The 23,978-nt window shown below is 47.0% G+C and carries 13 protein-coding genes; 4 read left to right on the top strand and 9 right to left on the bottom strand.

The window, feature by feature from the left end; genetic code table 11:
* Positions 1-155 precede the first annotated feature (155 nt).
* The 4 genes from sppA to thiL are packed head-to-tail and all read left to right on the top strand — an operon-like array spanning position 156 to position 4,935.
* Complete coding sequence (gene sppA, locus H164_RS0104425; protein ID WP_019967504.1) at positions 156-1,922, top strand: signal peptide peptidase SppA; 1,767 nt, start codon at positions 156-158, stop codon at positions 1,920-1,922.
* Between the two features lies 1 nt (position 1,923).
* On the top strand, positions 1,924-3,111 hold the full coding sequence (gene lpxK, locus H164_RS0104420) for a tetraacyldisaccharide 4'-kinase (RefSeq protein WP_019967503.1): 1,188 nt from the start codon (positions 1,924-1,926) through the stop codon (positions 3,109-3,111).
* Positions 2,993-3,802, top strand: a complete 810-nt coding sequence (locus tag H164_RS0104415) for a purine-nucleoside phosphorylase (RefSeq protein WP_081622257.1) — start codon at positions 2,993-2,995, stop codon at positions 3,800-3,802. Before lpxK ends, H164_RS0104415 begins: the two co-directional genes overlap by 119 nt.
* A 17-nt stretch (positions 3,803-3,819) precedes the next feature.
* Positions 3,820-4,935 (top strand): thiamine-phosphate kinase, encoded by a 1,116-nt coding sequence (thiL, locus tag H164_RS0104410; protein WP_019967501.1) that lies wholly within the window; start codon positions 3,820-3,822, stop codon positions 4,933-4,935.
* 453 nt (positions 4,936-5,388) lie between these two features.
* Here the strand turns inward: thiL and H164_RS0104405 are convergent, their stop codons facing one another.
* From H164_RS0104405 to H164_RS0104365, 9 genes are all read right to left on the bottom strand, one after another.
* Complete coding sequence (locus H164_RS0104405; RefSeq protein WP_019967500.1) at positions 5,389-6,360, bottom strand: sugar phosphate isomerase/epimerase family protein; 972 nt, start codon at positions 6,358-6,360, stop codon at positions 5,389-5,391.
* Between the two features lie 34 nt (positions 6,361-6,394).
* Entirely contained in the window at positions 6,395-7,624 is a 1,230-nt protein-coding gene (locus tag H164_RS0104400; RefSeq protein ID WP_248616180.1) for an SGNH/GDSL hydrolase family protein, read from the bottom strand.
* Positions 7,625-7,667: 43 nt separating this feature from the next.
* Positions 7,668-10,466, bottom strand: coding sequence for a beta-L-arabinofuranosidase domain-containing protein (locus H164_RS0104395; protein ID WP_026356235.1), 2,799 nt, complete (start codon positions 10,464-10,466; stop codon positions 7,668-7,670).
* 335 nt (positions 10,467-10,801) lie between these two features.
* Complete coding sequence (locus H164_RS0104390; RefSeq protein WP_019967497.1) at positions 10,802-12,613, bottom strand: phosphodiester glycosidase family protein; 1,812 nt, start codon at positions 12,611-12,613, stop codon at positions 10,802-10,804.
* A 4-nt stretch (positions 12,614-12,617) separates the two neighbouring features.
* Complete coding sequence (locus H164_RS0104385) at positions 12,618-14,237, bottom strand: DUF4998 domain-containing protein (RefSeq protein ID WP_036872931.1); 1,620 nt, start codon at positions 14,235-14,237, stop codon at positions 12,618-12,620.
* A gap of 41 nt (positions 14,238-14,278) precedes the next feature.
* Positions 14,279-16,063: a RagB/SusD family nutrient uptake outer membrane protein gene (locus H164_RS0104380; RefSeq protein ID WP_019967495.1), complete on the bottom strand. Its 1,785-nt coding sequence runs from the start codon at positions 16,061-16,063 to the stop codon at positions 14,279-14,281.
* A gap of 21 nt (positions 16,064-16,084) precedes the next feature.
* On the bottom strand, positions 16,085-19,129 hold the full coding sequence (locus H164_RS0104375; protein WP_248616179.1) for a SusC/RagA family TonB-linked outer membrane protein: 3,045 nt from the start codon (positions 19,127-19,129) through the stop codon (positions 16,085-16,087).
* A 20-nt stretch (positions 19,130-19,149) separates the two neighbouring features.
* Positions 19,150-20,994 carry a glycoside hydrolase family 71/99 protein gene (locus H164_RS0104370; RefSeq protein ID WP_019967493.1) on the bottom strand — a complete coding sequence of 615 codons (1,845 nt, stop codon included), beginning with the start codon at positions 20,992-20,994 and terminating at the stop codon, positions 19,150-19,152.
* Positions 20,991-23,690 carry an alpha-L-rhamnosidase gene (locus H164_RS0104365; RefSeq protein ID WP_025830094.1) on the bottom strand — a complete coding sequence of 900 codons (2,700 nt, stop codon included), beginning with the start codon at positions 23,688-23,690 and terminating at the stop codon, positions 20,991-20,993. The genes H164_RS0104370 and H164_RS0104365 overlap by 4 nt, the downstream gene beginning before the upstream one ends.
* Positions 23,691-23,978 lie beyond the last annotated feature (288 nt).

The raw sequence follows: 23,978 nt of genomic DNA, 5'->3' as shown, positions 1-23,978 counted from the left end.
CAAACCATTATTGTATAAAATATTTTTCATATCTTTGCAATTATATATAATTAATGTAGCACGCCAATTAAGTGGAAAACATACTTGATTGTCACTGCTCATCTCACAAACTTTACTTGACTATAGCAAGCATTAACCGGATTATTAACTGACGTATGAAAGATTTTTTCAAGAACGTATTCGCCACAATGTTAGGCGTTTTCCTCTTCGGAGTTGCAATGACAGTCTTCGGATTCATCTGTATCATCGGCATTGCAGCCTCGACATCTGCCACTAAAAAGATTGAAAAGAACTCCGTACTCGTGCTGAAACTTGATGGAAGCATGAGTGAACGAGACGAAAACAACCTAATGGACGAGCTCAACGGAGTAACTTCATTGAGCTTCGAAAGCACGATGAAGGCCATCAAAAAGGCCAAGGATAATGACAAAGTGGCGGGAATCTATCTTGAAGTCGGCCAATTGGGGGCCGACCTTGCACAGGCTGAAGAGATTGAAAAGGCATTGCTTGATTTCAAGAAATCGGGCAAATGGATCATCGCTTACGGAGAAAGCTACAGCACACTGGGCTACTATCTGGCTTCTGCCGCCAATAAAATCTACATGAACAAGGAAGGAATGCTCGATTGGGCCGGTTTAGGGGGCGAAAAGGTCTATTATAAGAATTTGTTCGCAAAGTTTGGCGTCAGATATATAACGACAAAGGTCGGGAAATACAAGAGTGCCGTGGAACAGATGACGGCCGATAACATCAGCGATGCTGACCGTGAACAGACGCAACGCTATCTGAACGGCTGGTGGAACACCATTCTCTCCACGGTAGCCCGGAACAGACAAATCAACAAAGACAGCCTCAACGCCTATGCCGACCGCGTGATTACGCTTGAGGCACCGGAGAACACGCTTAAATACAAGATGATTGACGGCCTTGTCTATAACGATCAGGTGAAGAATATCGTCAAAAAACAATTAGGAATTGACGAAGACGAGGATATAAACAAGGTAAGTGTAGACGATATCAACGGTGATGAGACGCCGGTGATGGGCGACCATATCGCCGTCTACTATGCTTATGGGGACATTGTAGACAAGACTACGCCCCAAGGAATATTCCAAAGCAATCATCAGATTGTGGGAAGTGAGATGTGTAATGACCTCGAAGACTTGGCCAAAGACGATAATGTGAAAGCCGTTGTCGTCAGAGTCAACTCCGGTGGTGGCTCAGCTTACGCTTCAGAACAGATATGGCATCAGATAAGCGAACTGAAGAAAGCCAAGCCGGTGGTTGTTTCCATGAGCGGGGCTGCGGCTTCGGGCGGATATTACCTTAGCAGTAATGCCAATTGGATTGTTGCAGAGCCCACAACCATCACGGGAAGCATCGGTATCTTTGGGTTGTTTGCAGATTTGAGTGAGCTTTATACCAAGAAATTAGGCATCAACTATGCCGAAGTGAAGACCAATCGCAACGCTGTCTTCGGTGCATCTGGGCATCCATTCACCCCGGAGCAACTCTCAATGCTGCAAAATCATGTGAACAGAGGCTACATGCTTTTCAAGAAACGTGTAGCAGAAGGTCGGCGAATGACGGTCGATCAAGTGGAAAAAGTTGCGCAAGGCCGTGTTTGGCTGGGCGAAGATGCCATTAAACTGAAACTTGTTGACCAATTGGGAGGCCTTGACGATGCAATTGAAAAGGCTGCGAAACTGGCCAAGTTGACCGATTATGACACGGCTTCCTACCCTGCTTCATCAGGTATATGGGAACAACTGCTAAACAGTTACAGCAACGCCGATGACATACTCGACAGTCGGCTACAAGCCAATTTGGGTGAGTTCTACGAGCCGTTCAAGTTGGCCTACAGCATCAAAAGCATGGATAAAGTGCAGGCGCGCATGCCATATATCATCAAAATAAAATAAGATGAGGACCGAAGGTGACTTCATACACATCAATGAGTGGTTGCTTCCGCTAAGTTGGTTATACGGACTTGGTGTGCGGTTTCGTAATCAATTGTTTGAAATCGGCCTGCTGAAACAACATGATTACGACTTGCCAATCATCTCTGTGGGCAACATCACGGTGGGTGGTTCGGGCAAAACACCACATGTGGAGCACCTTATTCGGTTACTGAAAGACAAAGTTAAAGTGGCAGTTCTTTCTCGTGGATACAAGCGGAAAAGCAGAGGATATGTTTTGGCCGGCGATGATAGTACGGCTTATGACATAGGAGACGAGCCCTATCAGATAAAAAAGAAATATAACGATATATATGTAGCGGTCGACAAAAAGCGTGTGAACGGCATCAACCGCATCACGAAAGACGAGCAGACCGCTGATACCGATGTGATTCTTCTGGACGATGCCTTCCAACATCGCTATGTAAAACCGGGCATCAATATCCTACTTGTTGATTATCATCGGCTGATTATTTACGACAAGTTACTGCCTGCAGGTAGACTTCGGGAGCCACAATCGGGCAAGAACCGTGCAGATATCGTCATCATAACGAAATGTCCAACTGATTTGAAGCCGATGGAGTTTCGTGTGCTCACTAAAGCGATGAACCTTTACCCTTATCAAAGCTTGTTTTTCACGACCATTGAATATGGAGAACTGCAGCCCTTCAACACAACGGACGGGAAGCTGGCTCTCAACAAGGAGCATCTTGCTTCCAAACACGTTTTATTGCTCACCGGCATTGCTTCTCCCAAACAAATAATCCTTGATATCAAGCCGCATGCCAAAGAGACAACCCCCTTGATATTTGCAGATCACCACCGGTTTAAGAACAAGGATGCAGAGAAAATCAATGCGACTTTCAACGCTATGAAAGGCGAAAAAATCATTGTGACGACCGAAAAAGATGCGGCCCGAATGGAAGGTTTGACGGGATTAAGCGAAGAGGTTAAGCAAAATCTCTATGTATTGCCCATCAAAGTAAAGTTCATGCTCCATCAAGAAGAGGAATTTAATCATAAAATAACAGACTATGTACGAAAGAATTCAAGAAACAGCATCTTGGCTCAAGGAGAGGATGACGACAAATCCAAAGACTGCCATCATATTGGGAACAGGTCTCGGACAATTAGCTTCAGAAATAACAGATAGTTACGACTTCCCATACAGCGAGATACCCAATTTTCCCGTATCAACCGTAGAAGGTCATGCCGGGAAACTGATTTTCGGAAAATTAGGCGGCAAGGATATCATGGCAATGAAGGGCCGTTTCCATTTCTATGAAGGCTACGATATGAAAGAGGTTACATTCCCTGTACGGGTGATGTACGAGCTCGGTATAGAGACATTGTTTGTTAGCAATGCCTCGGGTGGCATGAATTCCGACTTCAAAATAGGCGACTTGATGGTCATCAATGACCATATCAACTTCTTTCCCGAGCACCCGTTGCATGGCAAGAACTTCCCTACCGGCCCTCGTTTCCCCGACATGCACGAAGCCTACGACCGGAAACTCATTGCAAAAGCTGATGAAATCGCCAAGGGAAAAGGCATTCAGCTGATGCATGGCGTATATATGGGCGTGCAAGGTCCTACGTTCGAAACGCCGGCAGAATATCGCATGTACCGCCTAATGGGAGCAGATGCCGTCGGAATGAGTACCGTTCCCGAGGTCATCGTAGCACGTCATTGCGGTATCAAGGTGTTTGGCATCAGCATCATCACCGATTTAGGCGGCTTCGATGCTCCTGTAGAAGTCAGCCACGAAGAAGTTCAAAAGGCAGCCAATGAAGCACAGCCGAGAATGACAGAAATCATGCGCGAGATGATTCGTTGCTCATAACACCAAGCTGCAAAGGAATGACAGAAATCTCAAAACTCGGTGAGTTCGGTCTCATACACCGGCTCACCAAAGACATTCAAATAAAGAATGCAAGCACCCGATACGGCGTGGGAGATGATTGCGCCGTGCTGAGCTATCCCGACACTGAAGTCCTCGTCACCTCGGATATGCTGATGGAAGGCATTCACTTCGATCTCACCTATACGGACATGCGCACACTGGGCTATAAGTCTGCCATGGTGAACATCAGCGATATCTTTGCCATGAACAGCATACCGCGCCAATTGGTCGTCAGTATTGCCTTAGGGAAACGCTTCACCGTAGAAGACCTCGATGCATTTTATCTGGGCATGAAAGAGGCTTGCGCCAAATGGAATATCGACATTGTGGGGGGAGACACCACTTCTTCAAGGACTGGCCTCGCCATAAGTATCACCTGCCTTGGTGAGGCACAGGCAGAACAGATTGTCTATCGCAACGGAGCGAAAGAGACCGACCTGATTTGCGTCACCGGAGACCTCGGCGCAGCCTACATGGGACTGCAGATTCTTGAGCGCGAAAAGGCGGTCTACTATGCGCAGATCGAAGACTACAATAAGAAAGTGCGCAAAGCACAAGCCGATAAAGACGAAGCCAAACTCAACATGCTACGCGAACAACGCCCGAGCGTGGAGGATTTCCAACCTGACTTTGCCGGAAAAGAATACCTGCTCGACCGCCAATTGAAACCCGAGGCCCGCGGCGACATCATCCAAAAACTGAACGAGGAGCACATCAGACCGACGGCAATGATAGATATCTCAGACGGGCTGAGCAGCGAACTGATGCATATCTGCAAGCAGAGCCACTGCGGCTGCCGTGTTTATGAAAAAGAAATCCCCATCGATTATCAAACGGCCGTCACCGCCGAACAGTTCAACATGAACCTCACGACCTGCGCGCTCAATGGCGGAGAAGACTACGAACTGCTCTTCACCGTACCCATCGGCGACTATGAAAAAATAAAGGAAATAGAGGGAATCCGGCAAATCGGTTACATCACGAAAGAAAGTCTCGGCTGCATGCTTGTCACACGCGACAACAATGAATTTGAACTTCAGGCACAAGGCTGGAATCCCCTCCGCGATGAATAAAACCAGAATTGCCGATAAAATGTGCTTCCACCGTGGGTGCGCCAGTCCGTTTTCTTCTTTTTTATGTTGTCGCCCATAGCTGAAAATACGATTTGCCGCTTTTTTTCTTCTTCCGCCATGGCGGAAAACAGTTAATCGTTAAAAAAAGTATTTTCCGCCATGGCGGAAGAACATTTCTTTAATTTTAATTAACTTCCGCCACGGCGGAAAGAGTTTCCTGTTAATTTTTCTTTCTTCCGCCACGGCGGAAGAACGTTCCGTTAATCTTAATTAACTTCCGCCATGGCGGAAAGGGTTTGTTTGTCGATTTTTCTTTCGTCAACCATGGGTGATAAGTATTTTTCTTATCCCGAACCTTTACTTGCCATAATCTATCAAAGGCATACGCACGGACAAACGTGTTGCGGTTTGTCTTGAAGCGTATGCCTTCTTTTGTTCCCTGAAAACAATATCTTATTTTCCGAACAAGGCCTTGCGCATGAACCTTGAGGTCTCCACGGCATCGTCCTTGCGAATCAGATTTTCGATTTCGGTAAAATTATGCTCGACGATTTCCTCAAACCTGCGCACCCACAGTACACTTTCGCCGATGGCATCAGTTGCATGCTCGCGATAAGGATATTGGTCCATCGACAGCCAACCCTGGTAGCCGGTCTTCTTCAGCTGGAACAGCAGGTCAATGTAAACGGTACTGTGGACCGAAGCCACCATCATGTCGTCGTCCCAACAGCCGTGGTTGTCGTTGAAATGCATGTGGAAGAGTTTGTTGCCCGCCCGCTTTGCCAGTACGACGGCTTCGGCCGTGTTCTCACCGGCATAGAAACTGTGGCCCGTGTCGATGCAAATGCCGACGTTGTCGCACCCCGTTTCTTGCGCTGCAAGAAGCGTGTCGGCCATGCGGGCGTGGAAAGAGAAGTTGCGAGGCTCCTTGGGTTTATACTCCAAGGCAAACTTCAATGTAGGAAATTCCTTTGCCAACGCAGCCGTTCCCTCGCAGAGCCAGTCGCGTTTTTGGTCATAATCGGTGGAAAGCAGATAGTCGTAGCCGTCTTGTGCCATCCACATGTTCACCAACTTACAATCCATCTCGAGGGCAATCTCGCCTATCTTGCGCAGATAGTCGAGGGCCTTGCGGCGAATGGCCGGGTCGTTGTTGGTGATGGTTCCCTTGCCGTAGACCTTGTCCGTGAACACATCGGGAATGATAGAGACGCAGGTCTTCCCGTAATCCTGCATGCGGCGTTTCATGTCTTTCACGTTGTCGGGCCTGATGTCCCATGTCCCCACCAGTTCGATGCCCTCGACATGAGGGATTTTCACAGCCTCGGCAAGCATTTCTTCTGTGCTGGGATTGTCTTTGTATCCCTTGCAGAAACGATCACACGTGTTGCCTAAGTTACCTAAAATTACAGAATACTTGTACATAAATTATGATTTTAAAGTTAAACAATAGATTGAATTATCGATAGATTTCGGGAATGTCCGTAAGTGTCTGCTCAAACATTCTGCGTCCTCCCCGCTCGTTGGGGTGATGATAAATCTGCCAACCGTAGCTGCCGGTATAGTCTTCCCAGAACATCAGCGACCTGTCTACTTCCTTACCGTCGCCGGCCAACGATGTCGGCAAGTCGAACCTGCACCCGTTGATACCTTCCTTGCGGCGTACTTTCTCAATGATGGCATTGTTGCTCACCTGCGTTCCACTTTCGTTACAGGGAATATTGTTGAGAATGGGGATTGCGCCTTGGCTGCGGATATAATCTATTAGTGCCGTCAGGTTCTCTTCCGTGTTTCCACCGTTGGTCCCGATGGTCACCATGACATACTTTGTTTTGATGTGAGGGAGCTCGTTCCGGATATATTCCGACAGCATCGAGATGTTTCCTCCACCACGTCCGCTTGACATGGCATTCCCTTTCAGCCTGCCGATGACCAGCTGCGTCCACGATTCGGGGAAAGTCTTTGTGGGGAAATAGCCTTCGGGCTGCGTGATGGAGTCACCATAGAGCAGCACTTTCACCTTTCGCTTCAGCGCACAAACAGTAATGCGCTTCACCAAGAATGACGTTCCGCTTACCAACCCAAAGCAATAGTGGTCCCATTGCATGCCGACAGAGAAGCCTTTTTGCAATGTTCCGGCCCCACAGCCTCCCGTTCCGTCATTAGTGGCACACAACTCTGCATGCTTCTTTGTCTGCAAGTCGGTGATACGCACCTTTGCTTGCTGATAGATATGGTAGATTTCTATCATATATTCCCTGTTCCCTTGCAGGAAAGGAACCTGCATCTCCGTAGCGGGATTCGTCGCCATGGAGACGCGTTGATGCGGAATATCCACATAGACACCGAAATCACTGAGGCTACTTCGGAAGAGAGCTGTGGCATCGGCCGAGAATGAGACGCGGTATCTCACTACACGCTCCGCCAAGGCATAGAAGATATTCAACTTCACCATACTATCTTTCTGCACGATGGCAAGGCCGTCCTTCCGATATGCACCGGCGTCGTTGAGCAATAGCTCCGGGATTGCCTTCCTATCATCAAGCTTCCGGTCATACAGGATGCTCTCTTTTGCCGTGCATTTCGTGCTGGCTTGCATTTCAGCACATCCTATATTTCCCATGAAAGAAAGAAGTTGGAAGGCAAGCAACAAGAAGACAACTTTATGTTTACAGTTTATTTTCCTCATTTTCTGCTTATCATTCATAGCTTTCTACATTTTACTTGTTTGATTATTTCGCCTGCCGCAGGCCCGGAAAGCATGTGAAGTTACCGCCTTGCAACGAGAAATAAGGCGTAAACCTGTAGTCGGGCATTCCCTCTACCATAAACTCACAAGGCTTATCCGTCGACTTGATACGTTTCAAGAACTCATCGGGCGAGACATCAAACTTAACAGAAGGCTCATTGGGTGCCTGCTCTGCATCTTTCATCATCGGACCTTGTAGTGCCATCAGCATCGGTCCATAGAAGAAGGCATAGCGTGTTGCACCCGCAATACGCGTCGCACCGATATACTTTTCATAGCTCCATGTCATCGGGAGGCTCCATGTTATTTCGTCGTTGTCCTTCCATGTACGATCTATTTCTACGTAGCTGCCGGGCATTCCGGTCTTCACCTTTCGATCGTTCACGCGAAGCACGACACCACCCTTTGCCCATTCGGGAATGCGGACACGGACTTTCATCGTCACAGGACGGTCTGCCGATACTCGCAGGGCTACTTGATTGCCGTATGGGAACTGCGTCTTCATCGTCAGCTTCACCGGTTGGTCTTTAACCTTAAAGTCGATGTCGGAAGCCGAGAACAGATTGACGAACACACCGTCAGGTGCAACTGAATAGACATACTGTGGTAACATACCGTATAAAGCAGTGGCTTGTATCTCGCAACAGGTGTTATAGCACATAGCTGGATACTTAGCATCGTTCACCTGATTGAAGTAACGTATGCAACCATTCTCGCCCTGTGCTGCGAAGACTACATTGTAGAGCGACTTTTCTATTTCCGAAGCATAGCGCTCTTTTGTCGGCCAAAGCTGAAGGAAGCGATGATTCAAGTCTATCCAGAACACGCTTCCGCAGGTTTCGTAGATGTTGTTGGGAAGGTTGGTCAGCACGTGCGACTTCGGACGGCACTCAAAGTGCTCACAGAGACTGATGCCTCCGCCAGGTATTTGGAAATAGCCCGAATAGATTCTCCATGCCCCCAAGGCGGCATTCAGGTAGCGCTTGCTGCCCGTTGCCTTGTAGATGTCGAACAAGGCACACACACTTGTCAGCAGATAGTTGTGAGGACGGTTGAGTGTGAAGCGCCATGCTGCCTCTGGCAGACCTTGTGCCAAGTCATTCAGCCACCAGTCCATGTCGTAATACTTCATGTTGGTCTGAATATCCTCGGGTTTTCCCACCGGAGAGTGGTAGACCATTGGCCCGGCTATGCTGCCCTGTATGCCCATGCTGCCCAACAGCATCAACGGAAGATACTCCTTCGCGTTGTTGAACCAGTCATAGAAAGGTCTCAATAGCCGATAACCCCTCTCATGTCCGCCTAATCCCGCGGCAAGCAAGCCTTTCGTGAGCATGGCGCGGTCATAGTTCTTCTGCTCGTCGCGCATCACGCCCGGCCACGTGTCCGTAGAAAGCTTGTAGTTCAGGCTCTGATAGGGCATAAGATAGCCATTGCCGTTGGCAAACTGCCTGCGGTCTATTTGCTCCAGAATATCCTCTATGGCTTTGCTGAATGCAGGAACGTCGCGGAAGCGCAGCGTATGTCCCATGCCACCCAGCATTCGTCCTTCGTTAGAGCCCATGAGCATATCGATCCAAATGCGGTCTTGGTCTTTGGCATCCACCCAGTTGGGCTTGCGAAGACAATCCTCCAAGTATCGGATATTCCTGTCGAAGATGGTCTTGAACACGCCATCCTCTAACTTCACGCCACGCACCGGAGCCATAGCCTCAAACCCGACGGGCTTCCAACCTGCAGGGTCTGAAGCCTTCTTTGCATGGCGTGCCATTTGTGCAAGCTCTTCGTCGGTCTGCCGGTTCATCTCCACCATCAGGCACGAGGGGTCATCTGTCACGAAATGCTCAAGGGCCACCCGCTTTCCTTTAGAAACAACGATGCCCTTGATACGGTTATATTGATCTGCCATAAGGTGGTCGACCGTGAAGAGCAACCGATGCTTTTGCGGAACCTTAGAATAGCAGTTCACCGTCCGATAAGGCTTGTCGTTCACATACAGCTGCATCGTGCCGCCATCGGGGCCTGTTTCGCCATAGCATCTCACCGTGCCGCCCTTGGCACAAAGCTCCCACTCTTCGTCCGACAGGGTAGCTTCGGCCACACTCTGCGCACGTTGCAAGTCGGCCGGCGTGAGCCTGAAGCCCGCCGTGTATTGCACGAACGAACGATTGCCGGCATCTATCTGCACGGGACCGGCCGGCTTACCTTTACACAGCAGCCAATCTATCTCCACGGCCCCCGACTTAGCCACGATAACGAGCCTGTGGTCGCCCCGTGACAGCGCACCCGAGTCGAACAGCAGTCCATCGGCGGCAGGCTTGGCACAGTCCACCGTTTTCACTAACTTTCCATCTATATAGACCTCGGCCACGGCTCCGGCCACAGGCTTCGCATACCAGCGAATGCCCTCGCAATCGTTGAGGAGACAACTTGCCGTAGCCCCATTCTGTTGCGCATAGCTACGCGTGTTACAGAAGTAGCCTCCGCTTCTGGGCAACAAGCGATTGAATTCCCACTTGCCCGAATAGGTCAGCTCCGTGTCGTTGATGACCCGTCCGTCGGCATGCTTCTGTCCGGCAGTTGCAGACAAGTTGCTCTCGCCCACCTTCTCCATCTTGATGCCGGCATACGAGACCTCGCCCGTCTGTTGCCCTGTTTTCACTGTGTCGTTGCCTGCGGGGCTTTGTCCGTAGGCCGCCCCCGCGCCCTGAATGAGCAGGGCGAGCACGGCATACAGCCATTTCTTCTTCGTTTTCATTCCTTTGATGATTAGCTTTTTCATACATTCTTCGTTACGTTTCTCTCTCATATCGTCCCTTCCGTTTCGCCGGTTGATGCGCAAGGCAGTGTTATGCGGCCGACAAAGGCTATGTGTCGGGCTTTGTATATAAGGACTCCGACCCGACAGATAGTATACTTATCGAATTATCTTCCCGATGAGAAATATTTCTCTACCCGAAGAGAAATATTTATCTTCATGAAGAGAAATATTTCTCATCGGGAAGATAATTCGACACATACGGTATCTCTCGCCTCACACTCCTTATACACCTCGCGGAGGAAGTGTATAAGGACGAGCGAGACACGTAACCTGATGGGCGCGAGGGAGAGACGGTTTTATTCGACATACACTCTGATTTGTGTGCTGACGCCCTGATGGGTGGCCGTAATGATGCCGTAGCGTTGCTTGCCCGTGGCCTTGAACGTCTGGCCCTCGATGGTGCCCAAGGCGGGCGACACGGCGAGTTGCACGTCTTTCAGGTCGTTGTCGACAATGAGGCCGGCGGCATTGATGCCGTAGAAGCGGAGCGCAGCCGACTCGCCTTGCTTCACGCGGATGACGTATCCGGCCGAGGCTATTGCTGCAATCCGGTTGTCGTCTTTCACGTCGGCAACGGCAAAGAATGCGTTCGCTACCTTGCGCGTGTAGGTCCCGCCATTGGGACGGTTCATCAACCCCGTTCCGTCGAGGCCTGTGTTGTAGGCGTACATAGTGCTCGAACCGCCGCCGTCGAGGTTGAAGGCGGTGGCTGCCCCGGCACGCTTCATGAGCAGGGCCAGCTGGGTGGTGGTGACACCAGCGGAAACGTTCCTCCAGCGGCCGTCTACCACGCACATATACAGCGTGCTCCTGTCGGCCGAGAGGCCCAATGAAGTTCTCGGGTGACGCTCGTTCCAGACGTAGGAAGTCGGTTCCCCGTCTTTCAGTATCAGGGGCTTCACGCCGAGCGTGTGAATGGGCGCGGAGAGGTTGTAGCTGGCAGCCGCGAGGGCAATGTTGAACGTTCCCTTGTCGCCTGCGTGCAGCGCGTTGAGCACGGCTTGTTTCGTTCCCGTGGCCGAAAGTACGGCGCAACCTTCGGGAATAGCGGTGTTGCCCTTGGCAGTGTGCGTCTCAATGACCTCGAACGCTACGTTGGCATTGAGTGCCCATGCACCTTCGGTAGGCTTCACGACGACTTCGGTGCCGGTGTCATCAGTTTGGGTCGTCGCACCATAGAAGTGGTTGTAAAGCACAATCTGGTCATTGGCCCGCTTGTTGTTGATGTTGTCGAGTGGAGTAACGGTTCCGCCAATGGTGATCTGTGGCTTTGAATAAGAAAGCTCGTCGATGAAGACGGCCCCGTCCTTCTGTACAATCATGTTGCCGACACCGGTCTCTGTGGGCAATGCCACGACGTTGCCGTCGAGCGTCATGCCGTCGAGAATGCGGTTGTCGCCGCCCAAGTTGAAGAAGTCGCCGTTCACGCCTGCGAAATAGCGTCCGTGCCCTTGCGCGGTCTTGCGTGGCCCCATGTGAACGACACGTTCGGCATTGCCTAACTGGTCGTCGGCAAGGACGGGACGGAAGAGGAGGTGCTCCGCCCGCACGTTCATCGTGAGGAAATGTACCTTCAGGGGGAACTCTTCATGCGACAGTGCAATCTCCGTGTAGTAGCTGCCCGGTCCCACAGGGTAGTGGGCCAGCGTGTCTACCTTGTACTTCAGACTCTCGAGCGTGAATATCGCGTTCGGGAACTGCATCTCGTAGGGCCTCTCGCGATACTGGGTGGGCGAATACACACGTACGGCAATCTTCTCGGTCAGTGCATCACTGCCGTTCGTCATCTCCGGAAGCACTACCTTGATAGCATCTGCGCTTTTTGAGACGATGGTAGCCTCGGTTTGATTGAACAATACTTTGACGGCATCGTCGAAGCCTATACCCTTAATGGTGACAGTGTCGTTGGCCATTAGCTGTGAGGGGACAATCGAATGAATGGTGAACGGCTTTTCATTATTGACGAGGCCCTCCCAGTCCTTACAACCACAGGTACATAAGACTGCGGCCGACACAAGCAACGCCTGCATACCTCGGAGGACGGCCGCGCGATGGGTTTTATTCTCTTTATTCATAATGGCTGTTATTTTAAGTTTAATGTTTCTCATCTGCTTACTGTGGCGAGAGTGTGAAGCCGCGAATGGTCATGTAGGTCCACGGCGTTCCGTCTACGGGATACATGTTGCGCAGGTTGAAGACGGTTCCGATGGTCACCTTCGACGGCGTCTTGACCGTAAACGGAATGGTTCTCGTCACGCCCAAGTGGTCGGAGAGCTTGTCCTGTCCTAATGTCTCTGTTGCCGTAGTCACTACGTTGTAGTCGGGCAATGTGGTGCCCGTAGCAACAACACCGTACATCTCAGCACAGTTATTACTGCTCACCTTTCCTACGTCTATCTTCAGGAGATAGAGTCCGGGCAGGAGGTCGAGCGTCTGATACATCTTTCCGTTGTTGACGGCGGGCACGCCCCAGACGGCAGCACACCACGGACTGAATAGACTCTCCGTAATATCAAAGCTAATCTTCACGTTGCTGCTGTGCGTCCAATCGGTTATCTTCTGCATTCTGCCTGCGCCTGCACCCGGGAAGAGGTCGGAGCCGTCGCCCTTGAACGGTGCACGGGCATTCTTCAAGGTAGGCATATCGGTCCCGTTCGTGCCGCTGGCCTTCAGGTCGTTGAAGAGGTCTATCTCTGCAAGCTGTGCAGAAGTGGTGCCTGCATTATAGGCATTGCGTATCGTCAGTTTGTAATAGCGAGCCGTGACCGGCTTGTCCAAATGGAAGATCTGCTTGTAACTATAGGCTTTCAACCGTCCTTCTTTAACGGTTTCCCAATTGACGTTGTCGTTGCTCACTTCGAAGCGGAAGTCTTTGCTGAAGCCTACTTCCTTTGGATCTTGTGACTGAACGACGCTAAACCCACTGAAAATCTTCTCCAACTGCATATCGACAGCAACCCAATGTGGCATTGCCGTTGGCTTCGACTGCCAATCGGTGAGCACATTGTTATCGAAGAGCTTTGTTGCTTCCTTGCCCGTCAGTTCATCCGATACGCCAGCGATAATCCAATCGTCTTTTGTAAATATCTTCATCGAAGCCTCCTTTGCATCAATCTTTGATGTTATAAACTCATCGATGCAAGTGGGAGCCGGTTTGTAGACCGTACAGAAATAGTAAGGCTTTGTCAGATTAATGTCTTTCACCGTGACGGACTTTAGGCTGCGATCGATGAAGACACTGTCGTTACTGCCCGACAGATTGACAAAGAACACCCTTACACCCAATTCGTCTTCCCGTTTGTTCTCATCGAAGTCTATCCGAATGGATGAAGCCGACACTCTTTTAAGCGTCAATAAGGTTCGGTTTTTCAGATTAGAAGAATAGGAGGTGCCGTAAACGGTCACTTTCACTCCCTTGGGGTCGGAGTTGTTTCCTGCAGAGTTGTAAGTAACGACACGAATTACCTGTTCACCCTCTGGCAACTGTGACAGCAGAATCTTCTGACGTGCCGCTGACTGGTCGATGGTGAAATTCTTGAACTTACCCGCACCGTAGAAGACTCTCCCCGACACGGCACCTTCAGGCGTAGCAAACTCTACAAGGGCCCGATTGTGACCAGGGAAAGCATTCAGCGAACTGACCATAGCAGGGGCATCGTTCTTATCGTCTCGGCAACCAACGGTCATAGCAACTAAAACGGCTGACAAGACAAAATATAGTATACGTTTCATATCTTGATGGTTTTGGTTTCTTTACTGTTTGCAATTCATATTCAGCGCCATGCTTCGGGCTGTGTCATGGAAGCCATCTTCTTGGCATCTTCCAAAGGAATGGGCAATACTAAATATTTGTCCGTGTTCGATTGATAGTCACGGATCTTCTTTCTCTGATAATGGAATTTATTATCCTCATCCTTCGTTATTCGCATACCTGTAACGAAATTGTTGGTCTTATCCAATATCTTCCAACGGCGTTGGTCGTGGAAACGCCAACCTTCCATGCAAAACTCTACACGTCTTTCATTACGTATACGATTCATGATAAAATCATGATTCTTCTGAAACCCTTCCACATCTTGGAGCTTGGGCTGCAACGCACGTTCACGAATGGCATTGAGTGCTGTCAATGCACCATCTAAGTCTCCCAATTCGCATAGTGCTTCTGCCTTGTCAAGATAGAATTCGGCTAAGCGGAAGAATACCCAATGCGTAGGTTCGTTTCCTTTACTCCCACCCGGACCGAAATACTTAATCTGCGTGTCCTTGCAGTTATAATAGCCGGTACAAGAATTTGTCGCAGGATCTGTGACCAAGTCGTTGAACCCGTTCTTGGCACCAACGTAAGTCTCGACAATAAACGGTTCCGTGCAGTTATAAGGTACGCCATAGTTTGCCATATTGTAAAGGATATCAACATAGAACCGGGCATCCCTATTTGAATATGGATCCCCACCCGGAGCCTCACTATAACCTAGTGCAGCCGCTCCTGGAGTTACTGTAACATTCGTACGCGTATCATCATTATAGGTTACAGGTAGAGAACCATTCTTCATCTCAAAGCAATCGACAAGTTCCTGAGTGGGACTGTCTCCACATCTCCACAAATGGTTTATCTTAATTCTGGTATCAGAACAAGTGTAAGTCCCTACATCTACACCATTGGTATCATTGATATGGGAATTATCTGCCCAAGAACGCCAGATGATTTCAGATATCGGGGTCGTAAAGGCGCCGACAAACAATTTCTTATAATCACTCATCGGAACAAGGCTGTATTCAGACATATTCAAGACATCCTGTGCTGCATCTGCGGCCCGTTTCCATTTTCCATTATCATGCGTAGGATTGTTCAATAAACTCGCATTGTTTAGAAGCACTCTGGCGCGAATCGCATAAGCCACTCCATTATCCACATGCCGGGCCTCGGTCGGTGTCTGCCTGTTGGGGAGTACTCCCGAATGGACAACAGCCATTAATTCATCGGATATCTTTGTAGCGATTTCGTCGTATGTGGGACGTTTCAAATCGTTCCACCCATTATAATCATCCTGCAAAGGTTCTTCGAGCCAAGGCATCGGACCATAGAACTCCAACAAATTCATATAATACCAACAGCGTAATACACGAGCTTCTGCTACCCACGTATCTCTTTCTCTCTCGGTTATCACTGTAGACATCGGCAGATATTTAATAGCATTGTTTGCCAATCTGATGCCTCGCCAGAAATCAGCCCACAATTGGTCGCGCGGAGAGTTCGTCGGCCAATCGATAACCGGATTACTCAACGATAACGAGCCATTATGCCATTCATATGCATTATAAGTACCGGCCCAATAAGTATTGTCCGTCAGTGACTCTATGGTATTATGTATAAAACAGATATAATCTCTTCCCATATAAACCTCACCATAAGCAGCATCAAGTAACCCCCTACTACGGCCATAATTACTCAACACCTTATCTAATGTTATCTGCCCGTCGGGAGTCTTTTCCAAGACACTTTCACAACTACAGAGAGAGATGAGTGCCGTAAGCAATATAAATGATATTCTTTTCATAATCTTTATTTTTGAAATATGTTAAAAAGATATGTTCAACCCCATATTATAGGTCTTGAAGACCGGATATAGCAGTTCGCTACTCTGTTCTGGATCTTGATACTTCACCGGATAACGATCGAAAGTCAGCAAGTTCAATCCATTAATATAAAAGCGTATGGAAGAAGCACGAATGGTCTTTGACCACTTCTTTGGAAGCGTATAACCAACTTCCATATTTTTAAGACGTATATAGCTTCCATTGACATACCAAAAGCTCGAAGGAAGATGATTGATGGAGCTTCCGGGGTCCAATCGAGGATAGGTTATCTTCTCTCCTGCGTTATAACGTTCCTGACTCCAAGCTTCCTTGTGCCAATTATTGAAGTTATAAGTCTCGGTAATGTTCTGACCTGTCATATAATAACTTCTGTTTGCTGCTCCTTGCCACATCATACTGAAGTCAAGGTTCTTATATTGGATATTTATTCCAGCACCAAATGTCCATTCTGGAATTTCCGGATAACCGATAGGTACCATATCCTTATCATTCACGATACCATCTCCATTTTTATCTTTATACTTCAAGTCTCCCAATTTGGGCTTAGGCCCTAATGCCGTCTGGTCATACCAGTCAAGAATATCTTGCTCTGTATTAAAATAGCCTGCCACCTCATAACCAAATGGTTCGCCTAAACGATATCCCGTGCTCCTTAACCGGCAGGCATAATCTTCAGGAAGCAGTACTTCACTCATATAAATAATCTTATTTCGATTAAAGGCAGCATTTGCTCTACAGTCTATACGAAAATCCTTATTGAGATTCTTCTGGAAACTTGCCGTGATTTCCATACCTTTATTATCTATAATTCCGGCATTAATCTTGGGAATAATACCTGACGCCTTAACGCCACCCGTACCGAAGACACCCGTAGGTATCAAGCCTGTTGCAGGGATAAGTATATTATTTCTCCGTTCATAAAATAAATCAATATCTAATCCGAAGTCTTTAAATAAGCGAGTCTCAATACCAATATTATATTTATTGGCTTTCTCCCATTCCAATTTCTTATTACCGATTTGCGATTCATAGCTTCCACTCCACAAGGTTAGGAAAGCGAAACGTGTACCATTCATATTGTCATTCCCGACCTGTCCGTATGACGCACGTATCTTCATGTAAGACAAGTAGTTCTTCAACTTATCCATAAACGGCTCTTCCGTCAACACCCAACCTATGGAAAATGAAGGGAAGAAACCCATTTTATGACCGGGAGCAAACTGTTCAGAACCGTTATATCCGAAATTAACTTCAGCCAAATATTTATGTGCGTAACCATAGGTAGCTCTTCCTACTAATCCAATATAATTATAAGGAAGCTGAATATTAATCACACGCTGATATCTGTTGAACAGAATAAGTCCTGTAATGTCATGCTTACCGAAAGTGCGGCTATAGTTCAGGGAGGCATCAATATCAAACAGATTACTGAAACTCTGATACTGTGCATCTGACAAGGTACTGTTGACAGAAGAACCTGTCGGCTCATAAGTCGCACTTTCAGGATTCATTGGATCACCTTTCACTTGATACGACTGATAAGTCCTTTGCCTGACTTGTTGATTGCTTGAGTAAGCATCATAGGAAGCGACGACCTTTGCAGATAATCCCTTGGTAATGAAGTCCAACTTCTGCTCTACGCCCAGTGTTGCCGTCACTTGATTTGTCTGCGTATTTCTGAATCCTGTTCTGTTGAGCATACCATAAGGGACATTCGCTCTCTGATAACTTGTCATAACTTCCCCGTCAGGTGTGAGGTCATTATGTGAATTATTCGGAATAGACAATAAATTACTCAGCATAACGGAGTAACCCTGAATATCATTCAAATAACTTGCATTATGAGGAACTATCACCGGATCGTTCTTCTTCTGCATATATCCGCTGATATTAAGGAACATTTTCAGATTTTTATGTAAGCTAATATCAAAATTTGACCTGAAATTCACACGATTTGCCTTAGATTGGGGATCATAGTCATACTCCTTAAATTTCTCGGTCTTAAAGATACCTTCTTGATATAGATAACCTACTGTTGCAAAATAGCGCATCCGCTCTGTTCCACCGCTGACATTTACATTTACCCTCTGCATAGGAGAAAATTCTTTCATAAATTCTTTTATGAAATTCCTCACGGGAAAGAATGTATGATTATCCCCCAACCGATAACGTTCCAAGGCATAATCACTGTAAGTCGGTTGCCTTCCGTTCTGTCGATCAACCTGATTAGTCAGCCTTGCATAATCGTATGCAGAGGTCATTTCTGGCAGACGTGTTGCTTGCTGCCATGCCTGTTCTACCGTTACATCAATTGTAGGTTTGTCTATCTTGCCTCGTCGTGTTGTCACGATAATCACACCATTTGCACCACGTACTCCATATACTGCCGTTGCAGAAGCATCTTTCAAAACCGTTATGGTTTCTACTTCGTGTGGATCAAGTGCCGTAAAACTACGCTCTACACCATCGACAATCGTAAGAGGCTGTTGTCCATTAATCGTACTGCGTCCACGGATATAGAAATCCAAGTTTTCTCCACCGGGAACACCTGAACGTTGCAGGACTGTCAAACCTGGTAGTCGACCGGCCAAAGCCACTCCAAGGTTTGAAGCCGGTGTCTGTTTCAGTCCTGTAGCAGAAATCGTAGAAAGAGCTGCTACGACACTTTCCTTTTTCTGTTGTCCATAGCCCACAACTACGACATCATTTAATTGAGTAACGGTTTCCTGCAATGTCACATTAACCGTTGACCGACCATTTACATTAACCTCTTGGGCTTGAAAACCTATAAAAGAAAATACAAGGATTGCATTCTTATTGGGAATTTTGATCCGATACTTTCCATCTGAATCGGTTATAACCCCTTGACCGATCCCTTTGATATTCACTGTAACTCCGGGCAAAGGCTCGTTTTGCTTATCAACAACCGCACCCGAAGTCCATAGCTGTTCACTCTGTCCCATTACTTGGATATAAAAAGATTGTAATGCGACCATCATAAATAGTGTGATTAGTTTTGCTTTCATACTTTTATAACGTTAAACATTTATTTCATTACATAGAGATAACTCAATCGCCCCATCGGCATTGCACAACCTGTTGTGTAGTAGTTCATGATATCGGAAGGTTTTGATACACCCATTGCCACTTTGAAGTAGAACTCCTTTTCACTGTCAAGCCCCAAGGCGGATCGTGGCAGTGAAATCTGAATAGCATCAGCTTCTTGAATAAATCTACCCTCAGCCTTTTTATAGGTATTGAACCCCTTGATTAACTGCTCAATGGAAATGTTGTTTTCATCAATATTTCTACCTATTATATAATTATAGCTTTCCCACCCTTGTGATTTAGGCGAACCTGTTCCGATAAAAAGATTCAGCCAATTCTTCCTGCCGTTATAGCAACTGAACTTATCCTTTCCTCTCAACAAAAAGTAAATATTATCTCTATCATAAGAAACTCTTACTTCTACAACTTTGTTTTCTGGTGCATCCTGTACGTAACGGACCGTAGGAGCTCCTCCGTAAGCATCTCTGGCCATGAATGCACATTCCGTATTATGTACGATATATCTGACAGTTTTCCATTTCACATCTATCATATTTTGGCTTATGGTCTGCGGAGCATAGACTATAGGCTTGTCTGTAATACCTTTATAACGATGTATATTCGCAATAAGCTGAAGATAGAAAGCATCCTCATATCCACCAACCATAGGTTCTATATCTCTCGAATATTCTTTGGTTACAGCATCACATAGCATATACTCACCATCATAGGGCTGTTTATAGGCTATCCATTCGTTCCAACCACCCACAGAGACTATTTGAGGTGCTGAAGCTATCGCATGATCCCACTGCGCTTGGAAGAAAGTTCCTTTATCCACATTTTCAGTTTCATTCGTTTTCGTCCGGGGATTCCACCCTCTTCCCCAATTTGTCCAATGTTTACGTGTCAAAGAGAATGACATGGGGACCATTGGATGACTGGCAACCGTCACATTCATTACCTTCGAACGATAATGATAGGGCTGCGGAAACTTCCATTCCACCCATGGAAAACCATCCGAAAAAATAGAATCGGAAGGCCATTGTGGTTTCACAAAATGAAAAAACGAAAGAATCTCAGGAGATAAGTTACCAGGGACATATCCGGTATCTTTCCTTGAAGCAGCCTCTTTCAAATCATCCTCCGGATTTGTATAGGCTATAATCATCGGTTTGCCATCTATATAATACCATGTCGCAGGATAGTAATTTGGAAGATAGATATGTTGATATAAATCTCTCACCGTCTGAAAAGAATGAGAATGGGTATAAAATACAACTTTTGGGGCATTCCATCCAGCTTTCAACATCTCATTAATGACGGCACAGACTTTCAATGCCACATTCGAATAAATCAAGGCATTTGTCGTGTCAAAGAAGATAAAATCAACCCCGGCAATGGTCAGCATCTGCATTTGTTTACGAATGACCCATTCATCATCAGAATTATAATAGCCCCATATCGGCTCTCCCCAATAATGCATTTGCCCATTAGGGCTGATTATAGAGTCAGCGGTCGTTGTCAAGACTTTCAGACCATCAGGCCTCGATAAGATTTTAGTAGCATCATAGATACCGGTTGCTAGCGGTTGTCCTATCCAAGGCCAATAAAACATACCAACTTGTCTATCTTCCCTATATCCGGAGACAGTACCGAAACTTCGCCCAAACTGATCAACTCCCACAATCTTGAAACTATTGTACTTCGCCTTTTGCATCAAAGACGTTCGATTTCTCTCTTGCATGATTGATCGGTTTCTACAATTGTGCGCGTATAAAGGAATACCGGCATTTAGAAAAAGAAATGCAGATAGTATAATTTGTATAAGTAAACGTTTCATCATAGTTTACATCTAAAGAGATAATTTCCCGATGGTACCAATAAAACAATATTATTTCCCCTTTCCGTCAGCCATGTTATTTCTTTCACGTGAGAGATATTCCGATTTCCTTCTGTTATTGCTTTCTTATCTCTAGCTGGAATATATACCTTAGCTTTTGTATTCTCAGGAATTGTTATATCCATCGTCAGCATATTTCCTTCTTTCTTCCATGACACCTTGATGGTCCCTTTTACTGTTTCCAAACTTCCTTTAGCAAAACTCAACTCCTGTGGCATATAAGGTCTGATCGTAAATTCTTCGAATCCCGGGTGCTCAAACTCCGGAACGATACCCAACAAGTATTTGTAAAACCAAGAACCTACTGAACCCATCATAGGATGATTATGAGAGTTCATGGCATCGCCGGTGAGGAACTCCCACCGTTCCCATAATGTAGTAGCTCCATTACTCAACATAAAGCCCCAACTCGGATAGGTGGTTTGCGATGCTATCTTGTATGCCACATCTATATATCCATATTCCGTCAGCATTTCCAACAAATATTTCGTACAAAGATTTCCCGTTGTAAGATGGTAATCATGCTTTTTCACATCTTCCACAAGATTGTTTACGACCCGCTGTATATGATTTGCATCTACTATCCCTAAATATAAAGCGAATGAATTGGAAGCTTGATTATTCGAAGCATATCCCCCCGTCTCTTCGTTCCAATAATGACGGTTGATGGCTTCTGCGGTTTCATCGGCAATATGTGCATACCGAAGAGCAACCTCCTGTTTCCCCAAAACCTTCGCCATATCAGACAACAACTTGCAACATAGATACAGATACCCTGTCGAAATCATCTTTCCCGGTGTGTCCTTTGAAACCCCAGAACCATTGGGGTCGGCAAGGAATTCTCGGGGAGGACACCAGTCTCCATAATAACTGTAATCCACGATACCATCCTTTGTCCGAGCATACAAGTAATCTACCCAAGCTTTCATTCCGTCAAAATGTGCTGAAATGATTCGCTTGTCACCATAAAATTCATAACACTTTTGTGCCAACAGCAGATAACTGGCTGAAACTGGATCAGCCGGACGCATACCGAAACGGAAAGGTGCCACGCATGTTATCGTCCCTTTAGCGTCTTGAGTATCTTGTATATCATCTATGAATTTGGGATAAAAGCGAGATAAGTTGAAGTTATAGATAGCTTGTTCTATTCTTACGGTCAGGTCATTCAACCACCCCATACGTTCATCACGTTGCGGGCAATCGGTCGGAACACTGTGAAGATTGCTCGCTTCCGTATTGACCACTAACTTCTGAATAGCATTCAATAACGAATTACTGCACTCAAAAGCTCCCGTCTTGGCAACATCCGTACGTACGATCTTGACGACAATATCTCCTTTCCGTGGTTTATCAGGTAATCCTTCTATCTGGAAATACCTAAACCCATGATAAGTAAAGGCTGGTTCCCAACGTTCCGTGCCTCCACCTCTCAATATATAAGTATCGGTAGACTTCGCATTTCTCAGATTTTCCTGATTAACGGTCCCATCTTTATACAGCGTTTCGGCATAGCGGATTGAAACCTTCGTTCCCCTCTTTCCATTGACCTGCAAAGCGACCCAGCCAGCAAGATTACGTCCAGCATCGAATACATATACCCCAGAACGAACTTCTTGTTTGAGTGTAGGCGTGATTTCTTCGACAACCTTTATAGGTTCTATCTTTTGTGCAACCATCTTCCCCGTAGGGTCATCCGTATTATGTGCCCATGCCCACTCTTCATTCATCAATCCCTGTGGTATTCCTGGCATATACAATTTATCCGTATCCAAACGGGCATCATAATTCTCTCCATCAAATATGGTAGAAGAGACTATCGGACCACCAATTACAGAACGAAAGCTATCAGAATTCAATGTCTCTGTCGTATTGTCCTGATAGGTCACTTCTATCTGCATACGCAGCCGGGGAGTACCCAGCCAACCCGGGGCAACCGGAACGACGATGCTGTTTGCCGTCTGGTTGAAACATCGGCTCACATCATAAGTTGCATAATAGACCCGCTTGCTGTAGCTACTTTGGGCAGGATCCAGCACATGGTCGCCCACTTTTTTCCGATTGATGTAAAGTTCATAAAAACCTAATCCCGACACATAGGCACGTGCCTGTTTGATGTACTTCCGGGGAGTGAACGTTCCCTTGAAATACAACACCCTGCCCGGCATACCCGGCACATAACCTATCCAGCCCGACTTCCAATCATCGGCCGACAACAACCCCATCTCGAAAGATGCAGGAGCCGACCAATCCGAAACCTCACGGGCATTCTTCCACACCCGCACTTTCCAGTAATACCGCTGCCGGCTTTCCAGCACCTTATTATATATAGCCACGCCCACAGATTGTGACGAAAAGGTTTTACCACTGTTCCAAACATCTGCATTCTCTACATTCAGTTGCTTCAATGACGAGGCAACGAGCACCTGATAGGCCGCTTGAGAAAATCCTCTTTGTTTAGACTGCACGCGCCAACTCAATCGCGGAGACACATCTATTCCGATAGGATTTGTCTGGTATTCCGACCGAAGGTCAAAGACACGGAATGCGGTCGCTTTCTCCTTTCCTTTCACAGGAATAGAGAGCATGCTGCACAAAAGCAACAGAAAACAAAACTTTACTTCTTTTTGTCTGTTCATGATACGTTGTTATGTTTTTAGTATTAACCACAACCGGCCGTCTAAAAGTCTGCCACGGGCTCAGCAAATCTCTTTTTTTTAACAGTGACGTTTGCTGAGGTTCAGCAAGGCTTCCGTCGTTTGCCGTGGCGTTTGCTGAGGTTCAGCAAGGCCCCCGTCGTTTGCCGTGACATTTGCTGAGGTTCAGCAAGGCCCCCGTCGTTTACCGTGACATTTGCCCACATAGAGCAGAACTAAAGACCGATTTGGCATTAAATCATTGCAAAGATACAAACCGACGGCATTTAT

The sequence above is a fragment of the Segatella maculosa DSM 19339 = JCM 15638 genome (assembly GCF_000382385.1).
Classification (GTDB): Bacteria; Bacteroidota; Bacteroidia; order Bacteroidales; family Bacteroidaceae; genus Prevotella; species Prevotella maculosa.
This window is presented reverse-complemented; position numbering and strand designations above follow the sequence as displayed.

Coding starts and splice junctions, on each gene's coding strand:
- H164_RS0104370 (WP_019967493.1), bottom strand. CDS start 20,994: ATGATGAAACGTTTACTTATACAAATTATACTATCTGCATTTCTTTTT.
- H164_RS0104390 (WP_019967497.1), bottom strand. CDS start 12,613: ATGAGAAACATTAAACTTAAAATAACAGCCATTATGAATAAAGAGAAT.
- H164_RS0104405 (WP_019967500.1), bottom strand. CDS start 6,360: ATGTACAAGTATTCTGTAATTTTAGGTAACTTAGGCAACACGTGTGAT.
- H164_RS0104385 (WP_036872931.1), bottom strand. CDS start 14,237: ATGAAACGTATACTATATTTTGTCTTGTCAGCCGTTTTAGTTGCTATG.
- H164_RS0104365 (WP_025830094.1), bottom strand. CDS start 23,690: ATGAACAGACAAAAAGAAGTAAAGTTTTGTTTTCTGTTGCTTTTGTGC.
- H164_RS0104415 (WP_081622257.1), top strand. CDS start 2,993: ATGTACGAAAGAATTCAAGAAACAGCATCTTGGCTCAAGGAGAGGATG.
- H164_RS0104395 (WP_026356235.1), bottom strand. CDS start 10,466: ATGAAAAAGCTAATCATCAAAGGAATGAAAACGAAGAAGAAATGGCTG.
- H164_RS0104380 (WP_019967495.1), bottom strand. CDS start 16,063: ATGAAAAGAATATCATTTATATTGCTTACGGCACTCATCTCTCTCTGT.
- H164_RS0104375 (WP_248616179.1), bottom strand. CDS start 19,129: ATGAAAGCAAAACTAATCACACTATTTATGATGGTCGCATTACAATCT.
- thiL (WP_019967501.1), top strand. CDS start 3,820: ATGACAGAAATCTCAAAACTCGGTGAGTTCGGTCTCATACACCGGCTC.
- sppA (WP_019967504.1), top strand. CDS start 156: ATGAAAGATTTTTTCAAGAACGTATTCGCCACAATGTTAGGCGTTTTC.
- lpxK (WP_019967503.1), top strand. CDS start 1,924: ATGAGGACCGAAGGTGACTTCATACACATCAATGAGTGGTTGCTTCCG.
- H164_RS0104400 (WP_248616180.1), bottom strand. CDS start 7,624: ATGAGGAAAATAAACTGTAAACATAAAGTTGTCTTCTTGTTGCTTGCC.